This is a genomic window from Bacteroides sp. CACC 737, assembly GCF_013874375.1.
Lineage (GTDB): Bacteria > Bacteroidota > Bacteroidia > Bacteroidales > Bacteroidaceae > Bacteroides > Bacteroides uniformis.
Window position 1 is genome coordinate 1,984,133 of sequence record NZ_CP059408.1, and the last position, 24,131, is coordinate 2,008,263.

At 47.5% G+C, this 24,131-nt stretch carries 27 protein-coding genes; 17 read left to right on the plus strand and 10 right to left on the minus strand.

All coding sequences use genetic code 11. The features are described from left to right. Positions 1 to 8: 8 nt before the first annotated feature. From H1A11_RS08590 to H1A11_RS08600, 3 genes are read right to left on the minus strand one after another with little or no spacing between them, the layout of a single operon-like run. A complete protein-coding gene (locus H1A11_RS08590; protein WP_181758024.1) occupies positions 9 to 2,507 on the minus strand; it encodes a TraG family conjugative transposon ATPase in 2,499 nt (832 codons plus the stop codon). Then, positions 2,504 to 2,836: a DUF4133 domain-containing protein gene (locus H1A11_RS08595; protein WP_008777826.1), complete on the minus strand. Its 333-nt coding sequence runs from the start codon at positions 2,834 to 2,836 to the stop codon at positions 2,504 to 2,506. The genes H1A11_RS08590 and H1A11_RS08595 overlap by 4 nt, the downstream gene beginning before the upstream one ends. A 1-nt stretch (position 2,837) precedes the next feature. Further along, positions 2,838 to 3,134, minus strand: coding sequence for a DUF4134 domain-containing protein (locus H1A11_RS08600; protein ID WP_005644316.1), 297 nt, complete (start codon positions 3,132 to 3,134; stop codon positions 2,838 to 2,840). Positions 3,135 to 3,545: 411 nt separating this feature from the next. On the opposite strand from H1A11_RS08600, the gene H1A11_RS08605 reads away from it, so the two are divergent. Then, positions 3,546 to 4,061, plus strand: a complete 516-nt coding sequence (locus H1A11_RS08605) for an SLOG family protein (RefSeq protein WP_032946915.1) — start codon at positions 3,546 to 3,548, stop codon at positions 4,059 to 4,061. Between the two features lie 187 nt (positions 4,062 to 4,248). Here H1A11_RS08605 and H1A11_RS08610 read toward each other — a convergent pair whose 3' ends face one another. The 4 genes from H1A11_RS08610 to H1A11_RS08625 are packed head-to-tail and all read right to left on the minus strand — an operon-like array spanning position 4,249 to position 6,482. Then, a complete protein-coding gene (locus H1A11_RS08610; protein ID WP_032946916.1) occupies positions 4,249 to 4,515 on the minus strand; it encodes a hypothetical protein in 267 nt (88 codons plus the stop codon). Positions 4,516 to 4,517: 2 nt separating this feature from the next. Continuing rightward, positions 4,518 to 5,306: a DUF4122 family protein gene (locus H1A11_RS08615; protein WP_181758025.1), complete on the minus strand. Its 789-nt coding sequence runs from the start codon at positions 5,304 to 5,306 to the stop codon at positions 4,518 to 4,520. 2 nt (positions 5,307 to 5,308) lie between these two features. Continuing rightward, positions 5,309 to 5,722 carry a DUF3408 domain-containing protein gene (locus H1A11_RS08620; RefSeq protein ID WP_032946918.1) on the minus strand — a complete coding sequence of 138 codons (414 nt, stop codon included), beginning with the start codon at positions 5,720 to 5,722 and terminating at the stop codon, positions 5,309 to 5,311. Positions 5,723 to 5,729: 7 nt separating this feature from the next. Beyond that, positions 5,730 to 6,482 carry a ParA family protein gene (locus H1A11_RS08625; RefSeq protein WP_032946919.1) on the minus strand — a complete coding sequence of 251 codons (753 nt, stop codon included), beginning with the start codon at positions 6,480 to 6,482 and terminating at the stop codon, positions 5,730 to 5,732. A gap of 608 nt (positions 6,483 to 7,090) precedes the next feature. On the opposite strand from H1A11_RS08625, the gene mobA reads away from it, so the two are divergent. The 3 genes from mobA to mobC are packed head-to-tail and all read left to right on the plus strand — an operon-like array spanning position 7,091 to position 10,846. Continuing rightward, positions 7,091 to 7,561 carry a conjugal transfer protein MobA gene (gene mobA / locus H1A11_RS08630; RefSeq protein ID WP_032946921.1) on the plus strand — a complete coding sequence of 157 codons (471 nt, stop codon included), beginning with the start codon at positions 7,091 to 7,093 and terminating at the stop codon, positions 7,559 to 7,561. Continuing rightward, positions 7,551 to 8,804: a conjugal transfer protein MobB gene (gene mobB / locus H1A11_RS08635; RefSeq protein ID WP_181758026.1), complete on the plus strand. Its 1,254-nt coding sequence runs from the start codon at positions 7,551 to 7,553 to the stop codon at positions 8,802 to 8,804. The genes mobA and mobB overlap by 11 nt, the downstream gene beginning before the upstream one ends. A 35-nt stretch (positions 8,805 to 8,839) precedes the next feature. Further along, positions 8,840 to 10,846: a conjugal transfer protein MobC gene (gene mobC / locus H1A11_RS08640; protein ID WP_181758027.1), complete on the plus strand. Its 2,007-nt coding sequence runs from the start codon at positions 8,840 to 8,842 to the stop codon at positions 10,844 to 10,846. 61 nt (positions 10,847 to 10,907) lie between these two features. Here the strand turns inward: mobC and H1A11_RS08645 are convergent, their stop codons facing one another. Beyond that, the gene (locus H1A11_RS08645) at positions 10,908 to 11,360 is read right to left on the minus strand and encodes a hypothetical protein (protein WP_032945880.1); all 453 of its coding nucleotides are present in this window, start codon (positions 11,358 to 11,360) and stop codon (positions 10,908 to 10,910) included. A gap of 2 nt (positions 11,361 to 11,362) precedes the next feature. Then, positions 11,363 to 12,811, minus strand: a complete 1,449-nt coding sequence (locus H1A11_RS08650; protein ID WP_032945881.1) for a Fic family protein — start codon at positions 12,809 to 12,811, stop codon at positions 11,363 to 11,365. 432 nt (positions 12,812 to 13,243) lie between these two features. On the opposite strand from H1A11_RS08650, the gene H1A11_RS08655 reads away from it, so the two are divergent. From H1A11_RS08655 to H1A11_RS08670, 4 genes are read left to right on the plus strand one after another with little or no spacing between them, the layout of a single operon-like run. Further along, positions 13,244 to 13,543, plus strand: coding sequence for a hypothetical protein (locus H1A11_RS08655; RefSeq protein WP_226766873.1), 300 nt, complete (start codon positions 13,244 to 13,246; stop codon positions 13,541 to 13,543). A 46-nt stretch (positions 13,544 to 13,589) separates the two neighbouring features. Beyond that, positions 13,590 to 13,829 carry a hypothetical protein gene (locus H1A11_RS08660; RefSeq protein ID WP_238615604.1) on the plus strand — a complete coding sequence of 80 codons (240 nt, stop codon included), beginning with the start codon at positions 13,590 to 13,592 and terminating at the stop codon, positions 13,827 to 13,829. A 5-nt stretch (positions 13,830 to 13,834) separates the two neighbouring features. Further along, positions 13,835 to 14,092 carry a hypothetical protein gene (locus tag H1A11_RS08665; RefSeq protein WP_009135733.1) on the plus strand — a complete coding sequence of 86 codons (258 nt, stop codon included), beginning with the start codon at positions 13,835 to 13,837 and terminating at the stop codon, positions 14,090 to 14,092. 11 nt (positions 14,093 to 14,103) lie between these two features. After that, positions 14,104 to 14,601: a hypothetical protein gene (locus H1A11_RS08670; protein ID WP_032945885.1), complete on the plus strand. Its 498-nt coding sequence runs from the start codon at positions 14,104 to 14,106 to the stop codon at positions 14,599 to 14,601. Positions 14,602 to 14,774: 173 nt separating this feature from the next. On the opposite strand, the gene H1A11_RS08675 is transcribed toward H1A11_RS08670, so the two are convergent. After that, the gene (locus tag H1A11_RS08675) at positions 14,775 to 15,650 is read right to left on the minus strand and encodes an Abi family protein (protein WP_234062017.1); all 876 of its coding nucleotides are present in this window, start codon (positions 15,648 to 15,650) and stop codon (positions 14,775 to 14,777) included. Positions 15,651 to 16,429: 779 nt separating this feature from the next. On the opposite strand from H1A11_RS08675, the gene H1A11_RS08680 reads away from it, so the two are divergent. The 9 genes from H1A11_RS08680 to H1A11_RS08720 all read left to right on the plus strand — a co-directional run bounded on the left by H1A11_RS08680 (position 16,430) and on the right by H1A11_RS08720 (position 24,131). After that, entirely contained in the window at positions 16,430 to 18,202 is a 1,773-nt protein-coding gene (locus tag H1A11_RS08680; RefSeq protein ID WP_181758028.1) for a DUF3945 domain-containing protein, read from the plus strand. A 36-nt stretch (positions 18,203 to 18,238) separates the two neighbouring features. Continuing rightward, the gene (locus tag H1A11_RS08685; RefSeq protein ID WP_032945889.1) at positions 18,239 to 18,499 is read left to right on the plus strand and encodes a DUF4099 domain-containing protein; all 261 of its coding nucleotides are present in this window, start codon (positions 18,239 to 18,241) and stop codon (positions 18,497 to 18,499) included. Between the two features lie 108 nt (positions 18,500 to 18,607). After that, entirely contained in the window at positions 18,608 to 20,704 is a 2,097-nt protein-coding gene (locus H1A11_RS08690; protein WP_181758088.1) for a type IA DNA topoisomerase, read from the plus strand. Between the two features lie 196 nt (positions 20,705 to 20,900). After that, complete coding sequence (locus H1A11_RS08695) at positions 20,901 to 21,137, plus strand: hypothetical protein (RefSeq protein WP_032945890.1); 237 nt, start codon at positions 20,901 to 20,903, stop codon at positions 21,135 to 21,137. A gap of 15 nt (positions 21,138 to 21,152) precedes the next feature. Continuing rightward, positions 21,153 to 21,512, plus strand: coding sequence for a hypothetical protein (locus H1A11_RS08700; protein WP_227187223.1), 360 nt, complete (start codon positions 21,153 to 21,155; stop codon positions 21,510 to 21,512). Positions 21,513 to 21,523: 11 nt separating this feature from the next. Beyond that, a complete protein-coding gene (locus H1A11_RS08705) occupies positions 21,524 to 21,742 on the plus strand; it encodes a hypothetical protein (protein WP_032945891.1) in 219 nt (72 codons plus the stop codon). 33 nt (positions 21,743 to 21,775) lie between these two features. Further along, positions 21,776 to 22,783, plus strand: a complete 1,008-nt coding sequence (locus tag H1A11_RS08710) for a PRTRC system protein E (protein ID WP_181758029.1) — start codon at positions 21,776 to 21,778, stop codon at positions 22,781 to 22,783. Positions 22,784 to 22,786: 3 nt separating this feature from the next. Next, complete coding sequence (locus H1A11_RS08715) at positions 22,787 to 23,008, plus strand: PRTRC system protein C (RefSeq protein ID WP_032945893.1); 222 nt, start codon at positions 22,787 to 22,789, stop codon at positions 23,006 to 23,008. 40 nt (positions 23,009 to 23,048) lie between these two features. After that, positions 23,049 to 24,131: a hypothetical protein gene (locus H1A11_RS08720; protein WP_032945894.1), complete on the plus strand. Its 1,083-nt coding sequence runs from the start codon at positions 23,049 to 23,051 to the stop codon at positions 24,129 to 24,131.

Below are 24,131 nucleotides of genomic sequence, written 5' to 3' on the forward strand. Positions count from 1 at the left end.
TAAAAATCTTATTTTCCTCTTTTGCTTTCGGCCAACTGCTTGATAGCAAGTTCTATGTTGCCGCCGAGTTTGTCCGTAAGGCGCATGAGTTCCAGTTTTTCCGTTTCTTCAGTGGTGTAGCACATATATTCTTCAAGCGACACCTCAGTGGCATAGACTGCTGACTGGGTTCCGCCGAGACCAATCCACACTTCCTTGTATTTGCGGGAAGGGTTGTTGGCCATGTTGATGGAAAGTATCTGCGCACGCTCCTTGTCGGTCAAGCCGAGCAAGGACTGGATCTCGTCAAACTTGTTCATGTACTTGCGCTGGTCAAGGAGAATCTTACAGTCACTGTTGTTGATGATAGTCCCCTTGACAATGGGAGAAGAAATGATATCTTCCACTTCCTGGGTCACGACAACGGCTTCGCCGAAAAACTTTCTGACGGTCTTGAAGAGATACCGAAGATATTCCGCCATGCCTTCTTTGCTGATGGCTTTCCAAGCCTCTTCCAGCAATATCATCTTGCGGATTCCCTTCAGTTTTCTCATTTTGTTGATAAAGGTTTCCATGATGATAATGGTGACTATCGGGAAGAGTACTTTGTTATCCTTGATATTGTCCAACTCAAAGACTATGAAGCGTTTATTCTGTAAATCAAGCTGCTTATCGGAGTTGAGCAGATAGTCATACTCTCCACCTTTGTAGTAGGGCTCCAATACATTGAGGAATCCCCACACGTCAAAATCCTTCTCGCGGGTGCGTTTCTTTTCCAGGATATTCTGATATTCGTCACGGATAAACTCATAGAAAGTATTGAAAGACGGTTCTAGGCCGCTGTCCTTGCGGATCTTCTCCAGAAAGAGATTGACCGCATTGGACAATGCCACCTCCTCGGCACGTGTCGGCGGTTCGTCGTCACGCTTCCATAGGGTAAGGATAAGCGTCTTGATGGATTCTTTCTTCTCGATGTCGAAAATCCCGTCCTCCACATAGAAGGGGTTGAAAGCAATCGGATTATTTTCCTCATAGGTGAAATAAATCCCGTCTTCACCATGTGTCCTGGCATGGATAAGGTTGCACAGCCCCTGATAGGAATTTCCGGTATCCACCAACAGCACATGCGTTCCTTGCTCGTAATACTGGCGTACCATGTGATTGGTAAAAAAGGATTTACCGCTACCGGAAGGTCCGAGGATGAATTTGTTACGGTTGGTGATGGTGCCGTTCTTCATGGGCAGGTCGGAAATGTCCAGATGAACAGGCTTTCCGGTCAGGCGGTCCACCATACGGATGCCGAACGGAGAGAGCGAATCCTTATAGGAGGTTTCCCCGATGAACAGGCACAGGGCCTGTTCAATAAAGGTGTGGAAACTTTCCTCTGAAGGGAAATCCCCTGCATTGCCGGGTATCGCCGCCCAAAAGAGCGTCGGCACGTCCACCGTGTTGTGACGCGGTTTCACTTCCATCAACGCCAGTTGGCTGCCCACATCGTTCTTGATGCGCTTCAACTTTTCCCGGTCATCGCTCCAGGCCATGACGTTACAGTGTGCGCGGATGGAGGTCAGTCCCTTGCTGTGTGCCTCGTTCAGGTACTCTTCAATCCATTCGCGGTTGATCTGGTTGGAACGGCTGTAACGGGAAAGCGAGTGCATGTTCCGTGCGGTCTGCTCGAATTTCCTGAGAATTTCAGCCGAATCATCAATGAAGAGATACTGGTTCACCACATGGTTGCAGGTAAGCAGGATGCCTATCGGTGCGGCAAAGGACAGCCGGCAGTCGCTCCGGTCTGTCGAGAGCCTTTCATACCGGCAGTCGGTTGACACGTTCGACGGCAGGTCTTCCGGATCAGAAAGCGTATGAAGGCACAGGTAGTTGTCGCCCACCTTCATTTCCCCGGCACCGAGTGACAGATCCTGCAAGCAGGTAGCATCTTCCTGCGACATGGAAAAATACTTCTCGATGATGCCGGCGGAATTTTTGCTCCCGATGATATCCTCATCCGTCAGGCGGATGATACGTAGCAGGCCGCTGTCGTTCACGATGCGTTCGAATTGTCCGCAGCACTCCATGAACCGGGTGACGGTTTCCTTGTCCTGCATTTCCTTGGGGATAATGAATCCCCTTGTAAGTGCATTGAAACTGCTGGTCGTCCGGCTGTGTTCCTTCGTGGTCTTCGTCAGGAACAGGTAACAGGTATGCTGCAAATACGGCCGCTCGTTGAAATGCCGCTCGAAACTGCGGCTCAGAAAGCTCAGGTCTTCCTTGCAGATATCCGGCTTGTATCCCTCTTCGATGAAGAAGTCCTGCTTGTGTACGATGCTGTAGTTCGGCAAGACCTTTACCGCTTTTGCCCAGGTGGAGTGCATGGACTCGTACTCGGCACGTGTCAGCGTGAACAGTTCGGGCAGTTCCACCCGGTATGCCACGGTGATGTCCGCATCCTTGCTGATGATGCAGCCGTTTTCCACGGCCAACAGCGGGAACTTGCTTTCCAGCGTGGCTGTTTTCATTACGTTTTTCATGCTTTTCTGTTTTTAATGGTTGGGGAAAACAACCGGAGGAACTTTCTCCGGCTGATGATGTAGCGGGGATGGCTGCGCAGCGCATGGAGTTTCATAAGGCCCCATTCACCGTATTTCGAGTTCATCCTGAAAGTGACCCAGACCAGCACCGATGCGGAAACGACCCCGAAACCGATGCAGACCCACTGGTCAATACCTGCCATGTACATGACAACGAAGATTACGAACAACGCAAGCAATCCTCCTGCAAAGATGAACAGGTACTGGCTCTTGAGTCCCTTGAACTCCGGGCTGCGCCCAATCCCCTTGTTGACATTGAATTCCGCCATATTACAGGAAGAATGAGCGTAAGATGGTGGCTGCGACAATCAGGAAGATACACGCGCCGAACCAGCTGGCGGCAGTCTTTGAGGTGTCCGGGTCGCCTGATGAGAACTTGGAATAGACCTTCACGCCTCCGATAAGGCCGATAACGGCACCGATGGCGTAAATCAGCTTGGTGCCGGGGTCGAAATACGAAGTGACCATGTTGGTAGCTTCCGTAATTCCACCGATACCGTTGCCCTGGGCAAATGCCCCCATTGAAACCAGCAGCGTCATAGCTGCCAAAAAGAATCTTTTTTTCATGTGTCGAAACTTTTAATTGGTGAGACAAAAAATGATTTCGACTGCGAATATATAATGCTTAATTTATTGATTTACAAACTGTACGACATGTGACACCGTATGACATCACGTTACATCGGAAGAAGATTTTGAGCTATTCAAAAAGGGTTTTCCGGGCAATATGAAACAGTAAAAACAGGATAAGGAGAAAGCGGCATTTCATTTCTTCCGGCAAAGGTAGCCCCGTGTCCTGAGAAGCCCGACAAGGCGGCCCTGCGAGCTGGTTGCCGTGAAATAATCATCCTCGCTGCGCTTGCGGTATTTTTTCACGGCAAGCCTTGCGGGATTCCGGACCGGGGCGGAAAAGCCTTCAGGAAATAAAATACCGTTCGGTTTGAATGGATATATGTAAAACAAAAAACAGAAGATAACATGGAAACAAGAAACAATCAGACAGTGGCTTTCACAGGACACCGTAAGGAACGTATTCTGCAAGGGGTTGGAAACGATCCCCGGATACTTGCACAAATCAGGGAAGCTGTGGCTGGAATGGTAACAGAACTGTACGGGCAGGGATACAAGGAATACTACACCGGGATGGCCAACGGCTTTGACATGGCGGCTGCGGAAGCGGTCTTACAGGTCAGGGAGGAATACGGGGATATCATGCTCGTAGCGGCAGTGCCATTTCGGAAACAGCCTTTATGGTTTGATGCGGAAGACCAGCTGTTGTATGCCTGTCTGTTGGAAAGAGTGGACCGGGTGGTCATGGTTTCTGAGAATTACCACAAGGGCTGTTACCTGCGCAGGGATGAATACATGGTGCGTAAAGCGGATACAGTCATAGCCTATTGGGACCTCGTACCGAAAGGGGGAACATTTTACACGGTGAGCAAGGCGTTGGAAAGCGGAAAGCCGGTCATCAACCTTTATGAAAGGATGAAATAGCGGCTGTCTGTATTGGGATGGAAAAGCGAAGTGTGAAAGCCGGCTTTCACACTTCGCCTCTGTTCGTTTTACACGTTTTATGTATTGTCTGCTCCTCAGAACCGGAAGATATGTCTGACAACATAGAAAAGGCACACCGATATCACATCGACATGCCTTCTGAAACTATGACAGCAAAAAGAAACAATTATACGAATTCATTTATATCGAATGCCTCTGTCTGATTTTTTGTATTATCCATTGCTGTAGTATGTGAGTCATCACAAAACATACTATCAATAAGATGTCCTATCTTCTTTTTGACAGCGGCTTCTCTCCCCATAAGTCTGGAAACTTCTTCTTCGGATAAATAGATACGTGGGGCACGAATTGCAGGATTTCTTTTTATGGCAAAAGATTCTGCTTTTGGCTGCGGTACTGCTTGTTGTTTTTTGTCTTGCATATTCGATTCCATATTTACATGTATTTATTCCAATCAATTCCAATCTGTTCCAAAGGCTGTTTTGGCGTCTCTATTCCATTTGGCATATTTTCCCTGAGCAGTCTTTCCAATTGGCTCTGAGTACTCAGTTCGGTTGAAAAGAACCTGAACAGGTCTGTATCCTGAAGTTGGTACAGGGTTTCGGCTGCATTTCGGATTTTCTTTCTGTCATCCGTCCCCGAAATAAGCACATCAGCTACATTGTCCAGTTCCTCAAAAGTCAGTGCCCTTGAAAAATCCGGGTCAGGAACACACCCGTCATTTGATATAAGTTCCCATTTTTCCGATTCTGTCAGTCCCTTTTGTGAAGAGAAGTCATCTATCACATCATCCGGATCTATATCCTCATCTTCCTCTATAGGCTCTTTCTTCATAGGTTCAGAACGTGTGGGAGTTTTTCTTGCCACATCCGGGTCTTCAAGATAGACTATTTTCGTTTTTCCGATTACTTCATTGTACTCATCCAGTGGATTCGGCTGCGTTTCGGTTTTCTCATCATGCCCGACTTTAAGGATATTCCTCTCCGCTTGTACGATCCACGCTTCAGCCTTGTCCAGTCTTGCCCTATACCGGGCTTTTCTTGCTTTTTCCGCCATCCGTTTTTTGCGTGATTTCCATAACCGGATACGTGCAATACGCATATGACGAAGCTGACTATCCCAAAAATTATAAACTCTCGGACTGAAAATGAACATCAATACCTTATATAATATGTAAGTTGCCGACACGGCTTTTACTGAAAAATAAATTAATGTTGTTTCCATGACTATTGAATTTTAGGGGGTGAAAAACGGTCTTTATACATTCGGGTGATTTCCTCGATGTTGAGTTCTATATGCTCAGCGATGATGTTACTGATATAACTCGCAATACTTACTTCAGGAGCTATCACATGGAGATAATTCTTTATCTCGTCGTACAGTTTGCGGTTCAGGTACACCTGTATACGTCCGGACATGGGGGTATTCACCAGATACTTCTGACGGAAACCGCTAACATTTTTACGCTTTGGACGAGGTTCGGGATGTTCCAAGGCTGTTTTCTTATCCTGCCTTTTATCTGTTTCTTCTGCCGGAACTTCTACCACGATGACATCCTCTTTCTCTACGGCATCAGGAATGTCACCGACCATATATCCCCTGATTTCCTCTTCATTCACTTTTACTATTTTCTTTGCCATACCTTAATTATAGATTAAATTTTACAATCAGTTCATTTGCCAGTTCCTGCAATCCGCTGCCTTTAAGCTGTCCTGCCGGCGGTGGAAGGAGTGAACATCGGAAATAGGTACGTGTCCGGGATGAGAGTTCCTTGTCATAGCGGCAGAGATCCGGAATGGTTGAGTCTAGAATTTTCAGTCCCTGTTTCTTCATTAGTGCCATATAGTTGTCAAGCACTTCGGTGTTGCTTCTCTTCTTGACCTTGGTCCAGAACAGGAACACATCTTTCAAGGGAATATTCTTTCGGTTTTCCAGAAACTTCATGACGCTTTTAGCAAAGACAAAACTGCTGTCCATGACAAAATTGTCAGCGGCAATGGGGGTCAATACATAATCCACATTGAAAATGGTCTGCAACACACCGGATATGTCCATAGATCCCGGCAAATCTATGAAAACAATATCAAAATCTGCTTTTGCCGCCAACTCTCCGGCCACCTGGCGTGCATTCTCCGGCTTTGCCTGCCTGATAGGATAAATCCTGCATCCCCTGAGCCTCTGCTCTTCCAACAGCACCATGTACTTCTTGTTCTTCTCCACCATCTCCATGTCCCGTTCCCTCAAATTGAACAGGCTGCGTTGCGTAGAGTCACAATCAACGATAGCCACATTCTTGCCCATCGAATAATTCAGGAGACTGGCAAGCGTTACCAGCATGGTACTTTTGCCGACCCCACCTTTCTGGTTGCTGACCGCAACGAATAACGGATTTTTCTTCATAACAGAACTTTTTATTGGTTTATTACACTATTGTTTTACTTGTCTGTTGTTTGCTTTGTGACATGGTTTGTTAGTGATACGATTACTTTGTGCTCACCAACCGGCAAACCGACCAACCGATAGTTCTCTGCCCTAACAAAGCAAGCAAACAATCACTGCCCATCTGTTGCAACAAGTGCTTTCGTTAACCGACAATACAACGGTTATGGACTTGTCTATTGGTTTGTTTTACCGTTCACGCTGCAAATAAAAGGGTATTTTTCCATATTTCCACCATGTCTTAAGGGAGGTGACGACCTGTGTCACCATATGTCATCACGTTACATATAACCCGCTATTTTACAACAGGATAAACCGCCATAACTTTGCACCGACAACGGAACGGATACCGCTGCGGAGGTTTCCCGAAGCCGAAGAATGAGGCTAAAGGTCAAAACTTAATTTGACGAAGGAAAATTCATGTTCAAGCGAACATAGCAAGTTGTGTTTTGGGCAGCCCGAAATGATTCGGGCATCCCAAAACAAACTTGCCACTCGCCTGAAGGCTCGGGAGGGATTTCCTCCAAAGTCGGAAATCCATGACGGAAGATCAGTAACAGAAAAACCCAATGCGTATGGAAGAAAACAGAAAAAGAAGAAAAACAGGAAGTACGGGCAGAAAGCCGAAAACTGACCCGGCAGTTTACCGTTACGGTATCAAACTGACCTCGGAAGAGAACGGAAATTTTGAGCTGCTGTTTGAAAAATCCGGAATGAAACAGCGGGCAAGATTCATCAAGGCGATGATTTTCGGACGAGAAATGAAGGTCGTCAGAATCGACAAGGCTGCGGTGGATTACTACATCAGACTGACAAATTTCTATCACCAGTTCCAGGCTATCGGTAACAACTACAACCAGACGGTAAAAGCTGTCAAGTCCAATTTCGGTGAAAAACGGACATTCGCCTTGCTCCGTAATCTGGAGAAGGCCACCATCGATCTGGTGGTGCTGAGCAAAAGGATTATCATGCTTACCCGGGAGTTTGAGGAGGAATACCTGATAAAAAGGAATAAGGAGGAACAGCAGAATGGTGGCTAAAATCAACAGAGGTGTATCGCTTTACGGAGCGGTCATCTACAACCAGCGGAAAGTGGACGAGTCCACCGCCCGTATCATCACGGGCAACCGTATGATTACCAATATCACCGGAAATCCCCATAATGTCATGCAGCAGACACTATGGGCTTTCGACAGCTACCTTGCCGCCAACAGGAACACGGAGAAGCCGGTACTGCATATCTCCCTGAACCCATCGGTGGACGACCGCCTCACGGACGGGCAGTTCGCGGAACTGGCACGCGAGTACATGCAGAAGATGGGGTACGGCGACCAGCCCTACATCGTCTATCTGCACGAGGACATCGACCGCAGGCATGTCCATATCGTCTCCACCTGTGTAAAGGAGAACGGCGAAAAAATCAGTGACGCATACGAATGGAACCGTTCGATGAAAGCCTGCCGGGAACTGGAAAGGAAGTTCGGACTGAAGCAGGTGGAGAACAAACGGAAGGAATTGCTTGAACCATACCTGAAAAAAGCGGACTACCAAAGCGGTGATGTAAAGAAGCAGGTGTCCAACATCGTAAAGAGCGTGTTCGGCTCTTACCGTTTCCAGTCTTTCGGGGAGTACAGCGCATTGCTCTCCTGCTTCAATATCGAAACGAAGCAAGTGAAAGGCGAATTTGATGGAGTGACTTATAATGGTATCGTCTATACCATGACGGATGACACAGGCAAACCGCTTTGCACACCCATCAAGTCTTCCCTTATCGGGAAACGCTACGGGTATGAGGGACTGGAAAAGCGTATCGGTTACAACATTCGTGAGTATAAGGCAAAAAAATGGCAGCCGAAGATTCGGAACGAAGTGGCACTTGCCATGCACGGTTGCCGTGGCGACCGGGAGACATTTGTCCGTCTGCTTACTGGGAAAGGCATAGATACGGTATTCCGTGAGAACGATGAAGGACGCATCTACGGTGCGACCTTCATTGACCACATGAACCGGGAGGTCTATAACGGCTCCCGTCTCGGCAAGGAATTCTCGGCAAACGCCTTTGAGCGGCTCTTCAATAATCCGGACATCATCCCGGATTTGGATGCGCACATGCCGGACACCGGTCTGCAAAGCGGATTCTCCTCCGATATGGAAAGTGCCATCGAACAGGCTTTCGGGATATTCAACCTGGAAGCGAACGGTCCCGATCCACAGGAAGAGGCTCTCGCCCGGAGGCTGCAACGTAAAAAGAAGAAGAAACGCCGCTCACGGGGAATATCCTAATTACCGAATTTACCAACATTAAAAATCAGTTTATCATGCAACAGGAAGATGATTTGAGAGGACTGGCCAAGGTCATGGAGTTCATGCGTGCCATATCCATTGTTTTTATTGTCATTCACGTCTATTGGTTCTGTTACCGATCATTTGTGGATATGGGTATCAATATAGGCGTGGTTGACAGGATACTGCTTAATTTCCAGCGGACGGCGGGGCTGTTCTGCAACCTGCTTGTAACGAAAGTGTTTGCCGTCATATTCCTTGCACTCTCGTGTCTGGGTACAAAAGGTGTGAAGAATGAAAAGATGACATGGAACAGGATATATGCCGCTTTCCTTTCGGGGATGGTGCTGTTTTTCATGAACTGGTGGATGCTCGACCTGCCGTTCACCTCGACAGCCAATGCCGTCATATATACGGTAACGCTTACCGCAGGATATATCCTTCTCTTGATGTCGGGTATGTGGATAAGCCGTATGTTGAAGAATAATCTGATGGAGGACGTGTTCAATACCGCCAATGAGAGCTTCATGCAGGAAACAAGGCTCATGGAGAACGAGTATTCCGTCAACCTGCCCACGAAATTTGTCTATCAGGGCAAGGAATGGGACGGATGGATAAACATCGTCAACCCGTTCCGTGCTTCCATCGTGCTTGGAACGCCCGGTTCGGGTAAGAGTTACGCAGTGGTGAATAATTTTATCAAACAGCAGATTTCCAAAGGTTTCGCTTTGTATCTGTATGATTACAAATTTGACGACCTTTCCGTAATAGCCTATAACGAACTGCTGAAGAACCTGGATAAATACAAGGTCAGACCGGAATTCTATGTGATAAACTTTGACGATCCGAGACGCAGCCACCGATGCAATCCCATAAACCCGAAATTCATGGCCGATATCAGTGATGCCTACGAATCAGCCTATACCATTCTCCTGAATTTGAACAAGACATGGATACAGAAACAAGGTGACTTCTTCGTGGAATCTCCGATTATTTTGCTTGCGGCGATTATCTGGTACTTGCGGATTTACAAGGACGGCAAGTATTGTACCTTTCCCCATGCGATAGAATTCTTAAACAAACCGTATGCTGATATTTTCACGATTTTGACCTCGTATCCCTCACTGGAAAACTACCTTTCCCCCTTTATGGATGCCTGGCAAGGAGGAGCTCAAGATCAGCTCCAGGGCCAGATAGCGAGTGCAAAAATCCCGCTATCGAGGATGATTTCGCCACAGCTTTACTGGGTCATGACAGGCGATGACTTCACGTTGGATTTGAATAATCCTGAACATCCTAAAATCCTATGCGTGGGAAATAATCCGGACAGACAAAATATCTATTCGGCCGCATTGGGGCTATACAACTCCCGTATCGTGAAACTGGTAAACAAGAAAGGACAGCTCAAGAGTTCCATTATCATTGACGAGCTACCGACCATCTATTTCCGTGGTATCGACAACCTGATAGCCACAGCACGAAGCAACAAAGTGGCGGTGTGTCTCGGCTTTCAGGATTTCTCACAGCTTACCCGTGACTACGGTGAAAAAGAGGCGAAGGTAATCCAAAATACGGTCGGAAATATATTCTCAGGACAGGTGGTCGGGGAAACGGCAAAAAGCCTGTCGGAACGTTTTGGCAAAATACTCCAGCAACGACAATCCATCTCTATTAACCGGCAGGACACATCCACTTCCATTAACACGCAGTTGGATTCGCTGATACCTGCATCCAAGATTGCCAACCTCTCGCAGGGCACATTCGTGGGCAGTGTGGCGGACAACTTCGGGGAAGAAATTGACCAGAAGATTTTCCACGCACGGATTATTGTCGATAGCGAAAAGGTAGCGGCGGAAACAAAGGCTTACAAGAAGATACCTGTCATCAATGAGTTCAAGGACGAGAATGGCAACGATATCATGCAGCAACAGATAGACCGGAACTATTCCCAAATCAAGGCGGATGTGGTGCAGATAATCGAGGATGAGATGAAACGAATCGCAAACGACGAGAACCTGAAACATTTGTTACAGGAGAAATAACCGGTGGGTGACAAAAATACGGGCGGGGCAAATCTGATACATTGTCCCGCCCGTCATTCTTTTAATCCTGATTTTCAGAAATTTCCTCTTTAAGTAATTTGTTTATGGTCGTTATTGTGTGGGTCTGAAAGTAATTTTTTAGTTCGGCATCATCTTTCAGCAGTATGCCACATTCTTCATCAAAAGTTCCAATGATATATTTTTTTAATTCGGAGAAACTTTCTGCAAACGGTATCTGTCTGTTTTCCTGCCAGTATCCGGTCGTGACTTCGGAGACAAACGCTTTCAATACGGCTTTTTCCTCCTTGTCCAGTTTCTTGAAAGGCATTGTTTCCCGGCTCACGTGCAATGGCTCCCGTAAAATATCCTCCGGATTTTTACCGTTACGTATAGCGGACATACAACTTTTACAGATATGTTGTGCGTGTCCTTTGCCTGAGAACTTCTCGTTCGCCTTATAGTTGCCACAGATACGGCAATAGTGCCCCTGTTGTTTCTTCTTCTTTTTCGCCATGCCTATTGTTGTTTTAATAATTCCAGACCTTTTTCCGTCAGACGGTATTTCTGCTTCGGGTGGCTCGGCTGTTCCGGGTACAATGGAACGATATATCCTTCATTCAATGCGGGATGCAAGTAGTTCGTCCTAAATGTGGGACGGTGGTTCAGTTCCAATGCTTCCATTATTTCTTTTACGGACAATTCTCCTTCATCCAGTATTTTTACCAAAGCAAGAACCTGATCGGTACTTGGTCGGTACTTGGTCGGTGCTTGGTCGGTACTTGGTCGGTTTGTCACATCGCATCTGAATATCAGTGTTACACTGTCTGCCCATATCTTATATTCAGGTTCGGGCAATCCTGCTTTGCGGCATTCAGACATCATCAGTCCTATACCGCGTCCCCAGCTTTCCAAAACCTTCCGTTTATACAGAACATTGGCCAATAAAGGATTTTGTGGTTTTGATTCATGCTCTGACTTCATTTTTTCTGCATCCCATTCGGGCGGGAAAGTACCGGGGTTTTCTATTTCCACACGATCATCATAAATGGCTATGCCCACCGAACCGCCGGCTTCTTTGTACGATCTGTGGGTCAGCGAGTTCAATACTCCTTCTCTTATAGCCTTGTAGGGAATGGTCAGATGTTCCTCACGTTCCAATGTATCGGTTGTGCCGGATAAGGAAAGGTGCTTGAAAATAAATGCCATTGCCGCATTGAGCAGTTGAAAAAAGTTGCCTTGAATGCGTTGGCTGTCCATGAATACGGTTTTGTCCGTTCCTTTGAAACGGGCTAAGCGGAGCAGGCATTGGGGATATTCCATATCCTCATGTTTTCCAAACAGCACGGCTGCCGCATTGTTCAACACCCCATCTTTCAGTAAACCGAACTTTCCTAATATGGCAGGAATGTCAGTACCGGTATCTTCCGGCAGGCGACCGCATTCTATACCTAATCTGACTGTCTTCAATACCTCGTTGGTATCCAAGTGCTGTAAGGTCAGGTTGCTGTTTGCTAAAAGTTCCCAGCGGTATCTGTTTCCGTCACGCTGCAACAGTAGCTCATTGTATGCCGGCTGCGGCATCGTGGTGGTCGCACTTTCCACACGCATATAGGGTCGTCCTTTATAGCAGAACGGACGGCTGGGTTTGGAATCTTCAACACGGAAAACAATTACTTTTTTCTCATTATCCGACAGCGGTACATAGGAGATCTGTACCATTGCCACAGGTTCCAGCCGATTGATTGCTTCCGCTATATCCCGTTTGGTCTTGTCGCTTACTTCCTGCCCGATGATTTTTCCCTTGTCGCTCACACCGAACAGCACCGTACCACCGTTACCGTTGAGAAAGGCGCAAAGGGTTTCCATACCGCGTTCCAACTGACCGGTGGTTTCCTTGAACTCCACCAGCCCGCCTTCTTTTTCAGCTATCAACCGTTTTATTATATCGAGGTCTTCTATAATCATATATAATTCTGTAACGTAAGTACAAAGGTAGCGGTTTCCGCTGACATTCGAGCAAAAGAATCGAATACTATCTGTCGGAAAAGACAAACTATCCTATAAAAATGCAAGAATGGCATCCTGCCACCATCTGCTTCGGCTTTGGTACAAGATAGCCTTCTTATGCGCTCTTGATTTACGGCTCCTGATGCCCAAAGAAGACAGTAACAAGGAGGATAAGACATCCGCTTTTTTATTTCAGCCTGCAAAGGTAGCCCCGTGCCTATCTGGATTGAGCAAGGCCGGGCCCTTACGGGTTTCCGCAAAAATCTTCCGCGCTGCGCTTGCGGTATTTTTCCGGAAAGCCTTGCACAATCCGGCACGGGACTGTTTGGCAGGCAAGAAATAAAAAATCGGCTCACGAACCGGTAAGTGTTTAACTGAAAAAATATGGCTATGAGCAAAACAAGAGCAAACAATGGCATGAAAGAGAATTTGAGTCCAACCACCGAAAGCAAGGATAATCTGCTCATTGGACAGATTTATTGGAAAGGGTGTGCTTACCCTGTAAGAGAAATAGATACCGGAAAACATTTGTTCAAGGTGTCTGTGGAAAGCCTGCTGGATGAACTGATAAACGATATGCGCAACGGAATATATGAGGCAATGGAAGCGTGCGAAGAGATAGACGCTTACTGCACCGATGAAGAACTGCGTACTTTGTCCGATTCTGAATTATATAAACTGTATTGTTAAACCAACTGATAGAAAAAATTTGAAAAAGAGAAGCAACTTCACACCGATGGAAAGATTTCATGAGATTCTTGTCGGTCATAGTTTGAATGCAATGAATGTGGGAATCAACCATATTCGTGTTTTCCTTGAGGGCAAAAAACTGTTTGATTACTATCCGTTAAGGATGAAACTGTTTGACTACCATAACTGGCACCAGTTGACTTATCCTTCTTTTGGAAACGACGACACGAAATGGGAAAACGAACTTGATGATATTATCCGGTGCCTGATGATAAAATCCCAATAAAAGTTATGCTTATAAACAAAAACAGTAAAACGCTCATTTGGGATAACATTCCCGAATGGGCGATTTATTCATTGGAGTATGGCATTGAAGAGGATTTGTTTCTTACCGATGAAGACAAAAAATTGATAACCAAATTTATCGGTGAAAATTTTCCAAACGGATATGCCATGTCAGTGGATTGGGAATCATACAAGGAGTTCGACCGTTTTCCTGCATTCGGAAAACCGTGCAAGACTTATACGGTCAGGTTCTGTAACCTATAAATCAGAAAAATATGAGAAAGATAACATTGAGCGAATACAATGCCATTCCGGAAAACTATCGTGGGATTTGGACTGTCGAACGTTGGGATTTGCCTGATTGGGCAGAAATACGCAAAAGACATATCGGCAAACGTACCATGATGGTTTATGATAAAGGTACATGCCTGCTGGTAGAGGGAATCGGCTTTGAAATCGTGGATGATTCCGGCTGGAAAAAGCCGGATGAAATCAGAAAAGACATAGATATGCTTTACCAAGAGTTCTGTAACATGCGTAAATGCGAACCGCATTATGCAGATTGCATCATACGTTGGCAGGACACTCTGGATACATTGGAAACAAGAATTGCATTGTCCATGGATTCCGATACGGAATGGGATGAAGAAATCTTCTATTATTGCAACAGCCGGAACGAATTGAAATCACTCACAGAAAAAGGTTGCTCAGATTTTGTCATTGCTGATTGCTTCGGCTTCGGAATGTATGAAAAGCCGATGCAGGAAATCTGAACAACATATTGAAAAAAGTAATGAAATACCAATAAAAACAAGAAATCTCAGCCATAATGACCGAGATTTCTTTTCTTCCTTTTTATAGTGCAGATGCGACGACTAAGCTCGCACGGGCACTTTTAGTATTGCAAAGGTAAGGATTCTTTTTTATTCAACCAAATAATATGAATTCAACTTTCTATTTTGGAAACCTGCGCTATAACTTTTTGGGCTTCGGGAGTCTGAATGGAACTGACAAGATTTTGAATATCATTCTCCAAATCCTTTTTCCGCGATTGTGAGATACACCCCAGCATATACCTGGCAACATCTATGCCACCTTTAATATTGTGTCTGCATTCGGCAGAAATGTCAGCAGGCAAACGTTTGATTCCTTTAGGAAAGTCCATACGGTAAATACAACCTCCGTGTGCACATTTGTTACGAAGTACACGTATAGTTTCCATATAGTTATAAAAAACACCTCTTGAACAGCCATAGGCATTAGCGACCAGATCTTTCGCTTCCGCTTCTTTCAGCGAATCATATAATGTTATGATATTGCCTATTGTCATAAACTCGATGGTTTTCCATGCAGGAGCATATATCCCCGGATGGTTGGCATGATGACGTTGGATAATGGGGTTTTTACGCATAACCGCATATACCTGTTCTTCAAAATCGTTAACGAATTTAGAGGTTACATACTTACGATTGACAAACCAGCAGGGGTCATCAATGTATTTCAGCGATATGTTGTAGATGAGTTTTGTACGGATATTGACCTCAATACGGTCAAGAGCATTGAGCAACAATCTCCTGAGTCTGGTATCAAACTCATAAAGGTCATAGACACTTTTAAATGTAGTACCCGGTTTTAACTGATGGTCACGATGTTCCAGACATGGGAACTTTATTTCGTATGGAAAAGAATAGAATCCAAGTCGGTAATAACCCACATCAAGGAGAATCTCTTTCGCTTTCTCCTCATCATCAAATGTCATTCCATTTGATTTCAGTCTGGCTATTTGTTGGTCTATCGTATATGCTTTTTTCATTGAATTCATTGAATATTTATTTTAAATGCGAATTTACTCATTTTTCTTAAAACATATATCCAATGTGCTGATTGATTTATAGAAAGATAAATCGTGCCAAGCATTATTCCATATTCCTCCATAAAATTCCATCATTATTCCGCTTCACTTGGCAAGTCCCTTCGAGAAGATAACTCGGAGGATGATACCTTCCACGTTCAAGCCTCCGGTTTTCGGGACACAAAATTCCCTTTGGTAATTTTCCGCCCGAAAAAACGCTCCGGTATCATCGTCCGAGTTGGGGAAAAGGTCCGGGACTTAGCAAGCGAAGCGACCTACGACGCATAGGACAAAACCAAAAAGACAAATGACGGCGGTCTTTTGCCGTTGCTGATGTCGCAATGGATTACGCTGTCAATATCTACCATACAAAAATGATCTTCCGGTCTTATGGAGCAACGGAAGGAAGTGGGGACTAAAGACAGCTCGCTCTCCACTCTGCATAATACATTTCTCTTTATCGCTTTCCTTTTGTTTCCGGCTTTTCTACCGCTTCCGCCTTTTCTGTTTGTTGGGGCTTACCTCCTGTGTGCTCCTTCTTTCTTTTTTGTTTTATCGGACTCTGTATATTTCCCACACTTTTACCCTGATTCTTCCGTTTTTCTGCCTTTCGTCTTCCCGCCTATGGTGAAACGTGATGACATACGATGAAACGGATAGTCCAACGCATTGAAATATAATGTTTTATCAAAATTATGCCTATATATTTGCGGTGACAACAATAGTTTTCAACTCTAAAAATCACAGTTATGGCAAAGAAAAATGTAAGGGACGAACCCATGAAAACACAAGTCACCGAGAATGACCAGCTGAGTGACATTGTCTTCATTCTCGACAAGATGGAACTGCTGTTGCAGGCTATATCCGAAATCGACAAGAACGGCAGGTACAAGACGGTTCCTGCAGACAAGGAACACCGGAACTCCTTTCTGAAAATAGACCGTTATGCCAGCATGTTCGAGAATTTTCTGAAAAACTTCTGGAGCCAGTTCAAGGACCCGACCCGTTTCGGACTGCTCACCATCAAGGAGGACACCCTGGACAGCCCTGAAGTCAGACAGGCGGTGGAAGACATAGCCGCAGGCAGGAAATCGGATGCGGTGGATGAATTTCTGAAAAAATACGAGATTGTACCACGCACCAAGGAAAACCAAAGTATAAACAATCAAAATCAAGAAGAAATGGCAAAGAAAAACCAGACACAGCAGCAGGCCGCCCCGGAAACCGGGCAGCAGCCCAAGTACCGCTACAATGAATCAATGATCAACTGGGAGGAACTGAAACACTTCGGACTGTCCAGGGAGGAACTTCAGGAGCGCGGACTCCTTGACCAGATGCTCAAGGGATACAAGACCAACCAGGTCGTACCCATCAGCATGAATTTCGGTTCCGCTGTTTTGCGCACGGATGCACGACTGTCATTCCAGCAGTCCGTGGGAGGTCCCATCGTATTGGGCATCCACGGTATCCGTCAGAAACCCGAACTTGACCGTCCTTATTTCGGACACATCTTTTCCGAAGAGGACAAGAAGAACCTGCTTGAAACAGGCAACATGGGGCGTGTCGTGGAACTGAAGGGACGTAACGGGGAATATATCCCTTCCTTCGTGAGCATTGACAAACTTACCAACGAGGTGGTTGCCATGCGTGTGGAAAATGTGTTCATCCCGAAGGAAATCAAGGGAGTGCAGCTGACCGAACAGGAACAGAACGACCTGAGGGAAGGCAAGAAGATATTCGTTGAAGGGATGATTTCCAACGGTGGAAAGGAATTTGATGCCCATATCCAGATCAATGCCGAGCGCAGGGGTATCGAATACATCTTCGAGAACGACAAGCTGTTCAACCGCCAGTCGCTGGGTGGCGTGGAACTGACCAAACAGCAGATTGAAGATCTCAATCTGGGAAAAGCCATCTTCGTGGAGGGAATGGCACGCAAGGACGGTGAGCTATTCTCCTCGTATGTAAAGCTGGATGAAGCCACCGGCAGACCTTCCTATACACGCTACAACCCGGATTCTCCGGAAGGCGCACGTGAAATCTACATCCCGAAAGAAATCAACGGAGTGAAGATAACTCCGGAAGAACAGCAGCAGCTCCGGGAGGGCAAGGTCATCTTCCTCAATGACATGGTCAACCGCAAGGGCGAGGAATTCTCCTCATTCATCAAGGCAGACCTGGAAACCGGACGGCTGAGCTATTCACGCACACCGGACGGCTTCGAGCAGCGTGCGGAGTTCAAGATTCCGGACAAGGTATGGGACGTGCAGCTGAACCGCCAGCAGCGTGCCGATCTCCAGAGCGGCAAGGCCGTGCTGGTAGAGGGCATCAAGGGCTATGACGGAAAGACCATCTCCCAGTATGTCAAGGCGAACTTCAACCAGAGCAGGCTGGACTTCTACAACGAGAATCCGGACCGCAAGCGTGACGCTTCACAGCGGAATGTCGTGGCCAACGCCCAGAAACAGGGACAGGAGGCGAAGCAGAGCAGCCGCAGATCCAAAGGTGCAAGCATGGCCTGAAGTAAAACGAATGTATAATCCAAAAGAATCAGAAACATGGAAAAGAACAATGGAAACAATGCGCCTTTCAAGGCGGAAGACGTAAACTGGGAAGAACTGGCCAGAATCGGCATCCTCAAGGACGAACTGGAAATGTCGGGAGAACTTGAAACGCTGCTCAGCGGGAAAAAAACGAAAGTAATGTCACTCAGCCTTGTACTCCTCGGTGTGGACGTGGTGATGGATGCCACCCTGCAACTGATACGCAAGGACGGTGAACCGCTGATGGAAATCCTTGGCGTGAAGCCGATGGCATAACATCTCCTTTTCACCCGATACGACAATCAACCGTCAAATGTCAAACCGCCGTTCCCCGTCATCCATGGCGGTCGCGGGGAACGGCTTTAATTTTACAAAAAAATGAAGATAAAAGCAATCATAGCAGAAAAACCGAGTGTGGGAATGGATATCGCCCGTGTGGTCGGGGCTACCGAAAAGATGGACGGCTACTGTACAGGCAACGGATACATGGTGACATGGGCTCTGGGGCACCTCGTGCAACTTGCCCTGCCCGGCACGTATGGCTATACGAAGACAACCGCCGCTGATCTCCCGATGCTGCCGGACCCGTTCCGGCTTGTTTCCAGACTGATCCGCACGGACAAGGGCACGGTGACAGACCTGACCGCTTCCCGGCAGTTGAAAATCATCGAGGGGGTATTCTCCAGATGCGAGAGCATCATTGTGGCAACCGATGCCGGACGAGAGGGTGAACTGATATTCCGTTGGATATATGACTATCTGGGATGCACCAAGCCGTTCATGCGTCTGTGGATCTCATCGCTTACAGACGAGGCTATCCGGGAAGGTATGGCCAATCTCAGGAACGGCAGCGACTATGACAGTCTCCATGCGGCCGCTGACTGCCGGGCAAAGGCTGACTGGCTGGTGGGCATGAACGCCAGCCGAGCGTTGGCGATAGCCACAAGTTCGGCCAATAATTCCATCGGACGGGTGCAGACTCCGACACTCGCCATGATATGTACCCGTTTCAAGGAGAACCGGAATTTCGTGTCTGTTCCTTATTGGCAACTGCATATCACGCTGACACAGGGAGAGGCGCACCAGCAATTCATCCATACGGGGGAATTCAAGGACAAGGCAGCAGCGGAAGCGGCATTCGGCAACATCGGCACCGGTTCTCAGGCGACAGTCACACGACCGGAACGCAAGAGGGTCTTCCGGCAGCCACCGCTTCTCTACGACCTGACATCCCTACAGAAAGACTGCAACACCCATTATGACCTGACGGCAGAAAAGACCCTTTCCATAGCCCAGTCCTTGTATGAGAAGAAACTCATTTCCTATCCGAGAACCGGCAGCCGCCATATTCCGGAAGATGTCATGCGGATCATTCCTTCCCTGCTGGAAAAAATCACATCCATATCGGATTTCAAGGCATACGGGGAATCCTTTGACTTGTCCGACCTGAATACCCGGTGTGTGGACGGCACCAAAGTGACGGACCATCATGCACTGATCATTACCGGTATCATCCCGAACGAACTCTCCGAGGCTGAATCGGCGGTCTATACCCTGATAGCCGGCAGGATGCTGGAATCCTTTTCGCCACCCTGCGAGAAAGAGCAGCTGACCATGGAATGCACCTGTGAGGGAATGGTCTTCCGTTCACGTTCCTCTTCCGTCATCCGTCCGGGATGGTGCGGCGTTTTCTCACGGAGGGAGGAAAGAGACGGAGACGAACCGGAAGGGAAAGTCGGTATGGCTGTATTTGCCGAAGGAGAAACCCTTCCCGTCATGGGTCGGGGACTGGTGCAGAAGAAGACCCTTCCCAAGCCGCTCTACACGGAAGCGACCCTGCTGGGCGCCATGGAGACTTGCGGAAAGGACATTACCGATGAAGAGGCGAAAGAGGCCGTAAAGGATGCCGGAATCGGTACACCTGCCACACGGGCAGCCATCATTGCCACCCTGTTCAAAAGGGACTATATAGAACGATCCGGAAAGAGTATCCGTCCTACGGAAAAAGGGCTCTATCTGTTCGAGGCCGTAAAGGATATGCAGGTGGCGGATGTGGAAATGACAGGCTGCTGGGAGAAGGCACTGGCTCAGATTGAAGGGCATACACTCGATACGGAAACGTTCATGCGTTCCATCCGTGACTACACGCACAAGGCCACCGATGAAATACTCCGTCTCGAATTTCCTCTGCCCAAGTCACGTTCCTTCACTTGCCCCAAATGCAAGTGTGGTCATGTCATCATCCGGGGGAAGGCGGCCAAATGTGACAAGGAAGGTTGCGGACTGATGGTATTCCGCCGTTTTCTGAACAAGGAACTGACCGACCAGCATCTGGAACAGCTTTTCTCTTCAGGCTCCACCCGGCTCATCAAGGGCTTTAAAGGGAAAAAGGGGATCTCATTCGATGCCATGGTCGCCTTTGACGAGAGCTTTAACCTGAAACTTGTTTTTCCAAAGCCCAAAGGTGGAAAAGGGAACTGAACCAGTCATTCCATTTCCGGGACAAAGGTAGCGGACCGCCGGTTTCCACCTGCAAGGTCGGGCCTTGCAGGTTTCGGGAAAAATCATCCTCGCCGGACTCCGGTATTTTCCCCGAAAACCTTGCCTGTGGAGGCGGTCCGCTTTCCGGCCCCCGAAATAGGAAATGACATGTTTCACCGATTAACATTGTATGGTCATGAGAACAAGAGAATTTATCAAAAGGTTGAAAACAGACAAACGGATCAGGATGGCGGCATTGGTGCTTGTTGCCTTTGCCGTATTCAGTTATCTGTATTCACGGGGAATATCCCCCGTATGGGCAGCGGTAGCCATTGTCTGCTTCAGGGGATTCTTCAGGTTCCTGTATAAGATAGCCTGCCTGCTGGTGGCCGCTGCCATACTTTTCTGCATCCTCAGTTATCTGGTCTTTTAGCAAACAGGAGGAAACATGAACCGGATATGCTATACCTATTATAATATGGATTCCGACAGAAACAGCGTACGGAACGGAGCTGCCTTGAGGGGCGGCTCTTTTTGTATCTGCCATGTCCGTCATATAGGGAAAGTAGAAACAGCAGGAGCAGGAAGGATGAAAATACAGCCATTGACAGACCGAAGAACTACAGGGCAAAGGTGGCAAATGCTTCTGTACGGACGACAAGGTCAGGCCCCTTGCGGGGTTTCCCGGGAAAAATCATCCTCGCTCTGCTGCGGTATTTTTCCCGAAAACCTTGTCTTTCCGGAAGCATTTGCAGTAAAGGGCCTTGTAGTTCAACGGGCTGCCAAAGCCCGGATATTCACGATTTAAATAAAAGGAGTATGCAACAGACAATTATCGCAAGACAGTCACCGGCTCCGGCATGGATTCCGGTGATAGAGAAAAAGAGAAAAATCCGGATGCCGGAACCGCACATCAAGCTGCCCGGCAGGGGAGCGACAGGTCCCGTACCTGTCTCCACGCTGTTGAATCCGGTATTGGAAATCTGCAACCATCCCGACAGGAACAGGCTTTTGGCTGAATTTTTCCGGGAATATTGAAACAAATCGTTTTACCATTAAATAATTTAAGTTATGTTTTTCACAGCAATCCACCAGATGATGACAGAAAACGTGGATCTCACGATTGTCATCCGCAAAGCGAACGGACAACTGACCGTTGCCACATTACCCAAGTCAAACGGGCTCAAGGACGAGGCTCAGAACCATATTGTTCCGCTGACCGTTACAGGCACACCGCAGGAACTTGACGCGGGATTCCTTCAGACCGTCACACGGCCGATACAGAAGGCCGGCGGCCTGATTGCGAACATGGCCCAGTTCGAGGCACAGGCAGACAAGGCGGCAGCCAACAGCAAGGCCGCCAGGGAAGCGAAGTCCAAAGAGTCAAAGGAAGAGAGGGAAAAACGGGAAAAATACGAGAAGCTGATGAAGAAGGCGGAAGAAATGACTACCGCCAAGAATTATCGGGAAGCCCTCAACCTGCTCGGACAGGCAAAATCCCATGCGAATGAAGCACAGCTGAAAGGGATTGAAGAAAAGATTCAGGCTGTCGACAAGGAAATGAACAAGGGAAGCCTCTTTGACCTGATGGAACGGCAGCCCCAACCGGAACAGCAACCGGTAGTACAGAACCGTACACAACCGCAACCGCAGCAGGTCATGCAGCCACAAGCGGCTTATGCCCCTGCTCGGCAAGCTCCAGCAAGCAGGCAACCGCAAAGGCAGGCTCCTATGCAACAGCCGGAAAGACCGGAATTCGGACAGCCTCCTGTACTGCAGGCACAACAACAGTCAGGGTTGTGGATGCTACAGCAACCGGAACAGCAGCCGGTACGCCAGCCACTGCAACCGCATCCTCACTATGCTTCACAAAACACCGGATCCGGACAGGATATGTATGGAATGCCTCCGGCAACGGGAGGATGGCAGGATGAATCCTTCCTGCAGGAGGATGAACAGCAGCAGCTTTACTTCTCCGATTCTGAACAACCGGCCTACAATCCGAAAGACTACGAGGATTACATAGACTTTCCGCAATCCATGCTGGAACCGAAATATTCACCTTATCAAACCCGATAAACTATGGCTCTTCAAATCAAAGGGATGTCACGTACATTCAAATTCAAGAAAGGAACAGAGTATGTAACCCTTCAAGACCCGGATCCGAACCTTTCTCCGGATGTGGTCATGAGTTATTATTCGAACTTCTATCCGGAACTGACCACGGCAACCGTACATGGTCCCGTCATCCGGGATGACAGGACCATGTACGAGTTCAAGACAACCATCGGGACAAAAGGCTGACGGTTATGGATAAAGACAACAACAAGAAACAGAAGAAATCATGTGTACCATTGGACGAACAGCAGGCGGAACGGCTGGCAAGGCTCATCATCGGACAGACCGTGCGCAATATCCGGTATGGAACGGACAGGAAAGAAAGGATAACGGTGCCAAGCGGTGCCGTTCCTCTTTTCTGAACACCACGTTTCTGCCCAGACCGCTGCCGAGTCTCTTCGTGGAAGACACCGGAGGAAACAGGTACAATCTCATCACGCAGGAAAATTATGAATTCCTGCGTGATTCTTATTTCAGGTATGCCTGCCTCTTGGGAAAGGAAGCGGTACATACTCCGGGACGTACATTCGGCGAAGGAATCGCAAAACTGCACGAAGAAATGGAAGTCCTTGTCGGAGAAGAACTGAATGTCAATATAGAAGAGCAAAACGGACGGTTGCTGTTTAGGCTCTGGAAAACCCATTGTTGGGGCGTACTGACATTGTATTATTTTCCGGTGAAATTCGTGGAAGATCTCAATCCGGAACTGAGGCGTATCTCCATCACGTTTATCCATCAACTGATGAAGGCAAACGGAATACAGACCGTGCTGGACGAGGACGATACGGACTATGTGCTGACATGGATCTCGGAAGGAATTCCGGACGAGACAGCGGAGGAAAGAAGAAACCATCTGAAACTTCTGCGCTCCTATGAGATCGGCAAAGTACAAGCGTTGCTCCGGAGGGTGGAAAACAGGTGTTACTACAAGAACCTTCCGAAAGCACTTGACCGGTATGAGCCCCAAAACGACTATGAGCGGTCGCTGGTCTCCGCCATGAAGGAGGGATTGGACTTCCTGTCACCGGAGCATGGCATCATGGAATACAGTTACGACCCTTTCTATGAAGAGGAGCCTGAATGCCTGCCGATGTATCTCCACCAGCAGATCCGTGTAGTCTATGACAGCAACGATATGGTGACAGACTACCTGGTAGATTACTACAATTCATATAGCAGGGAGACCTACGACATCATACCTGCAACGACACTCGCCCTGTCACCGGAAACGGAAAAGTTATTCTGCATGGATGACTATCCGGAGCGATTTCTACAATGGGCGGACAAATTCATCAACATAATCATTTGA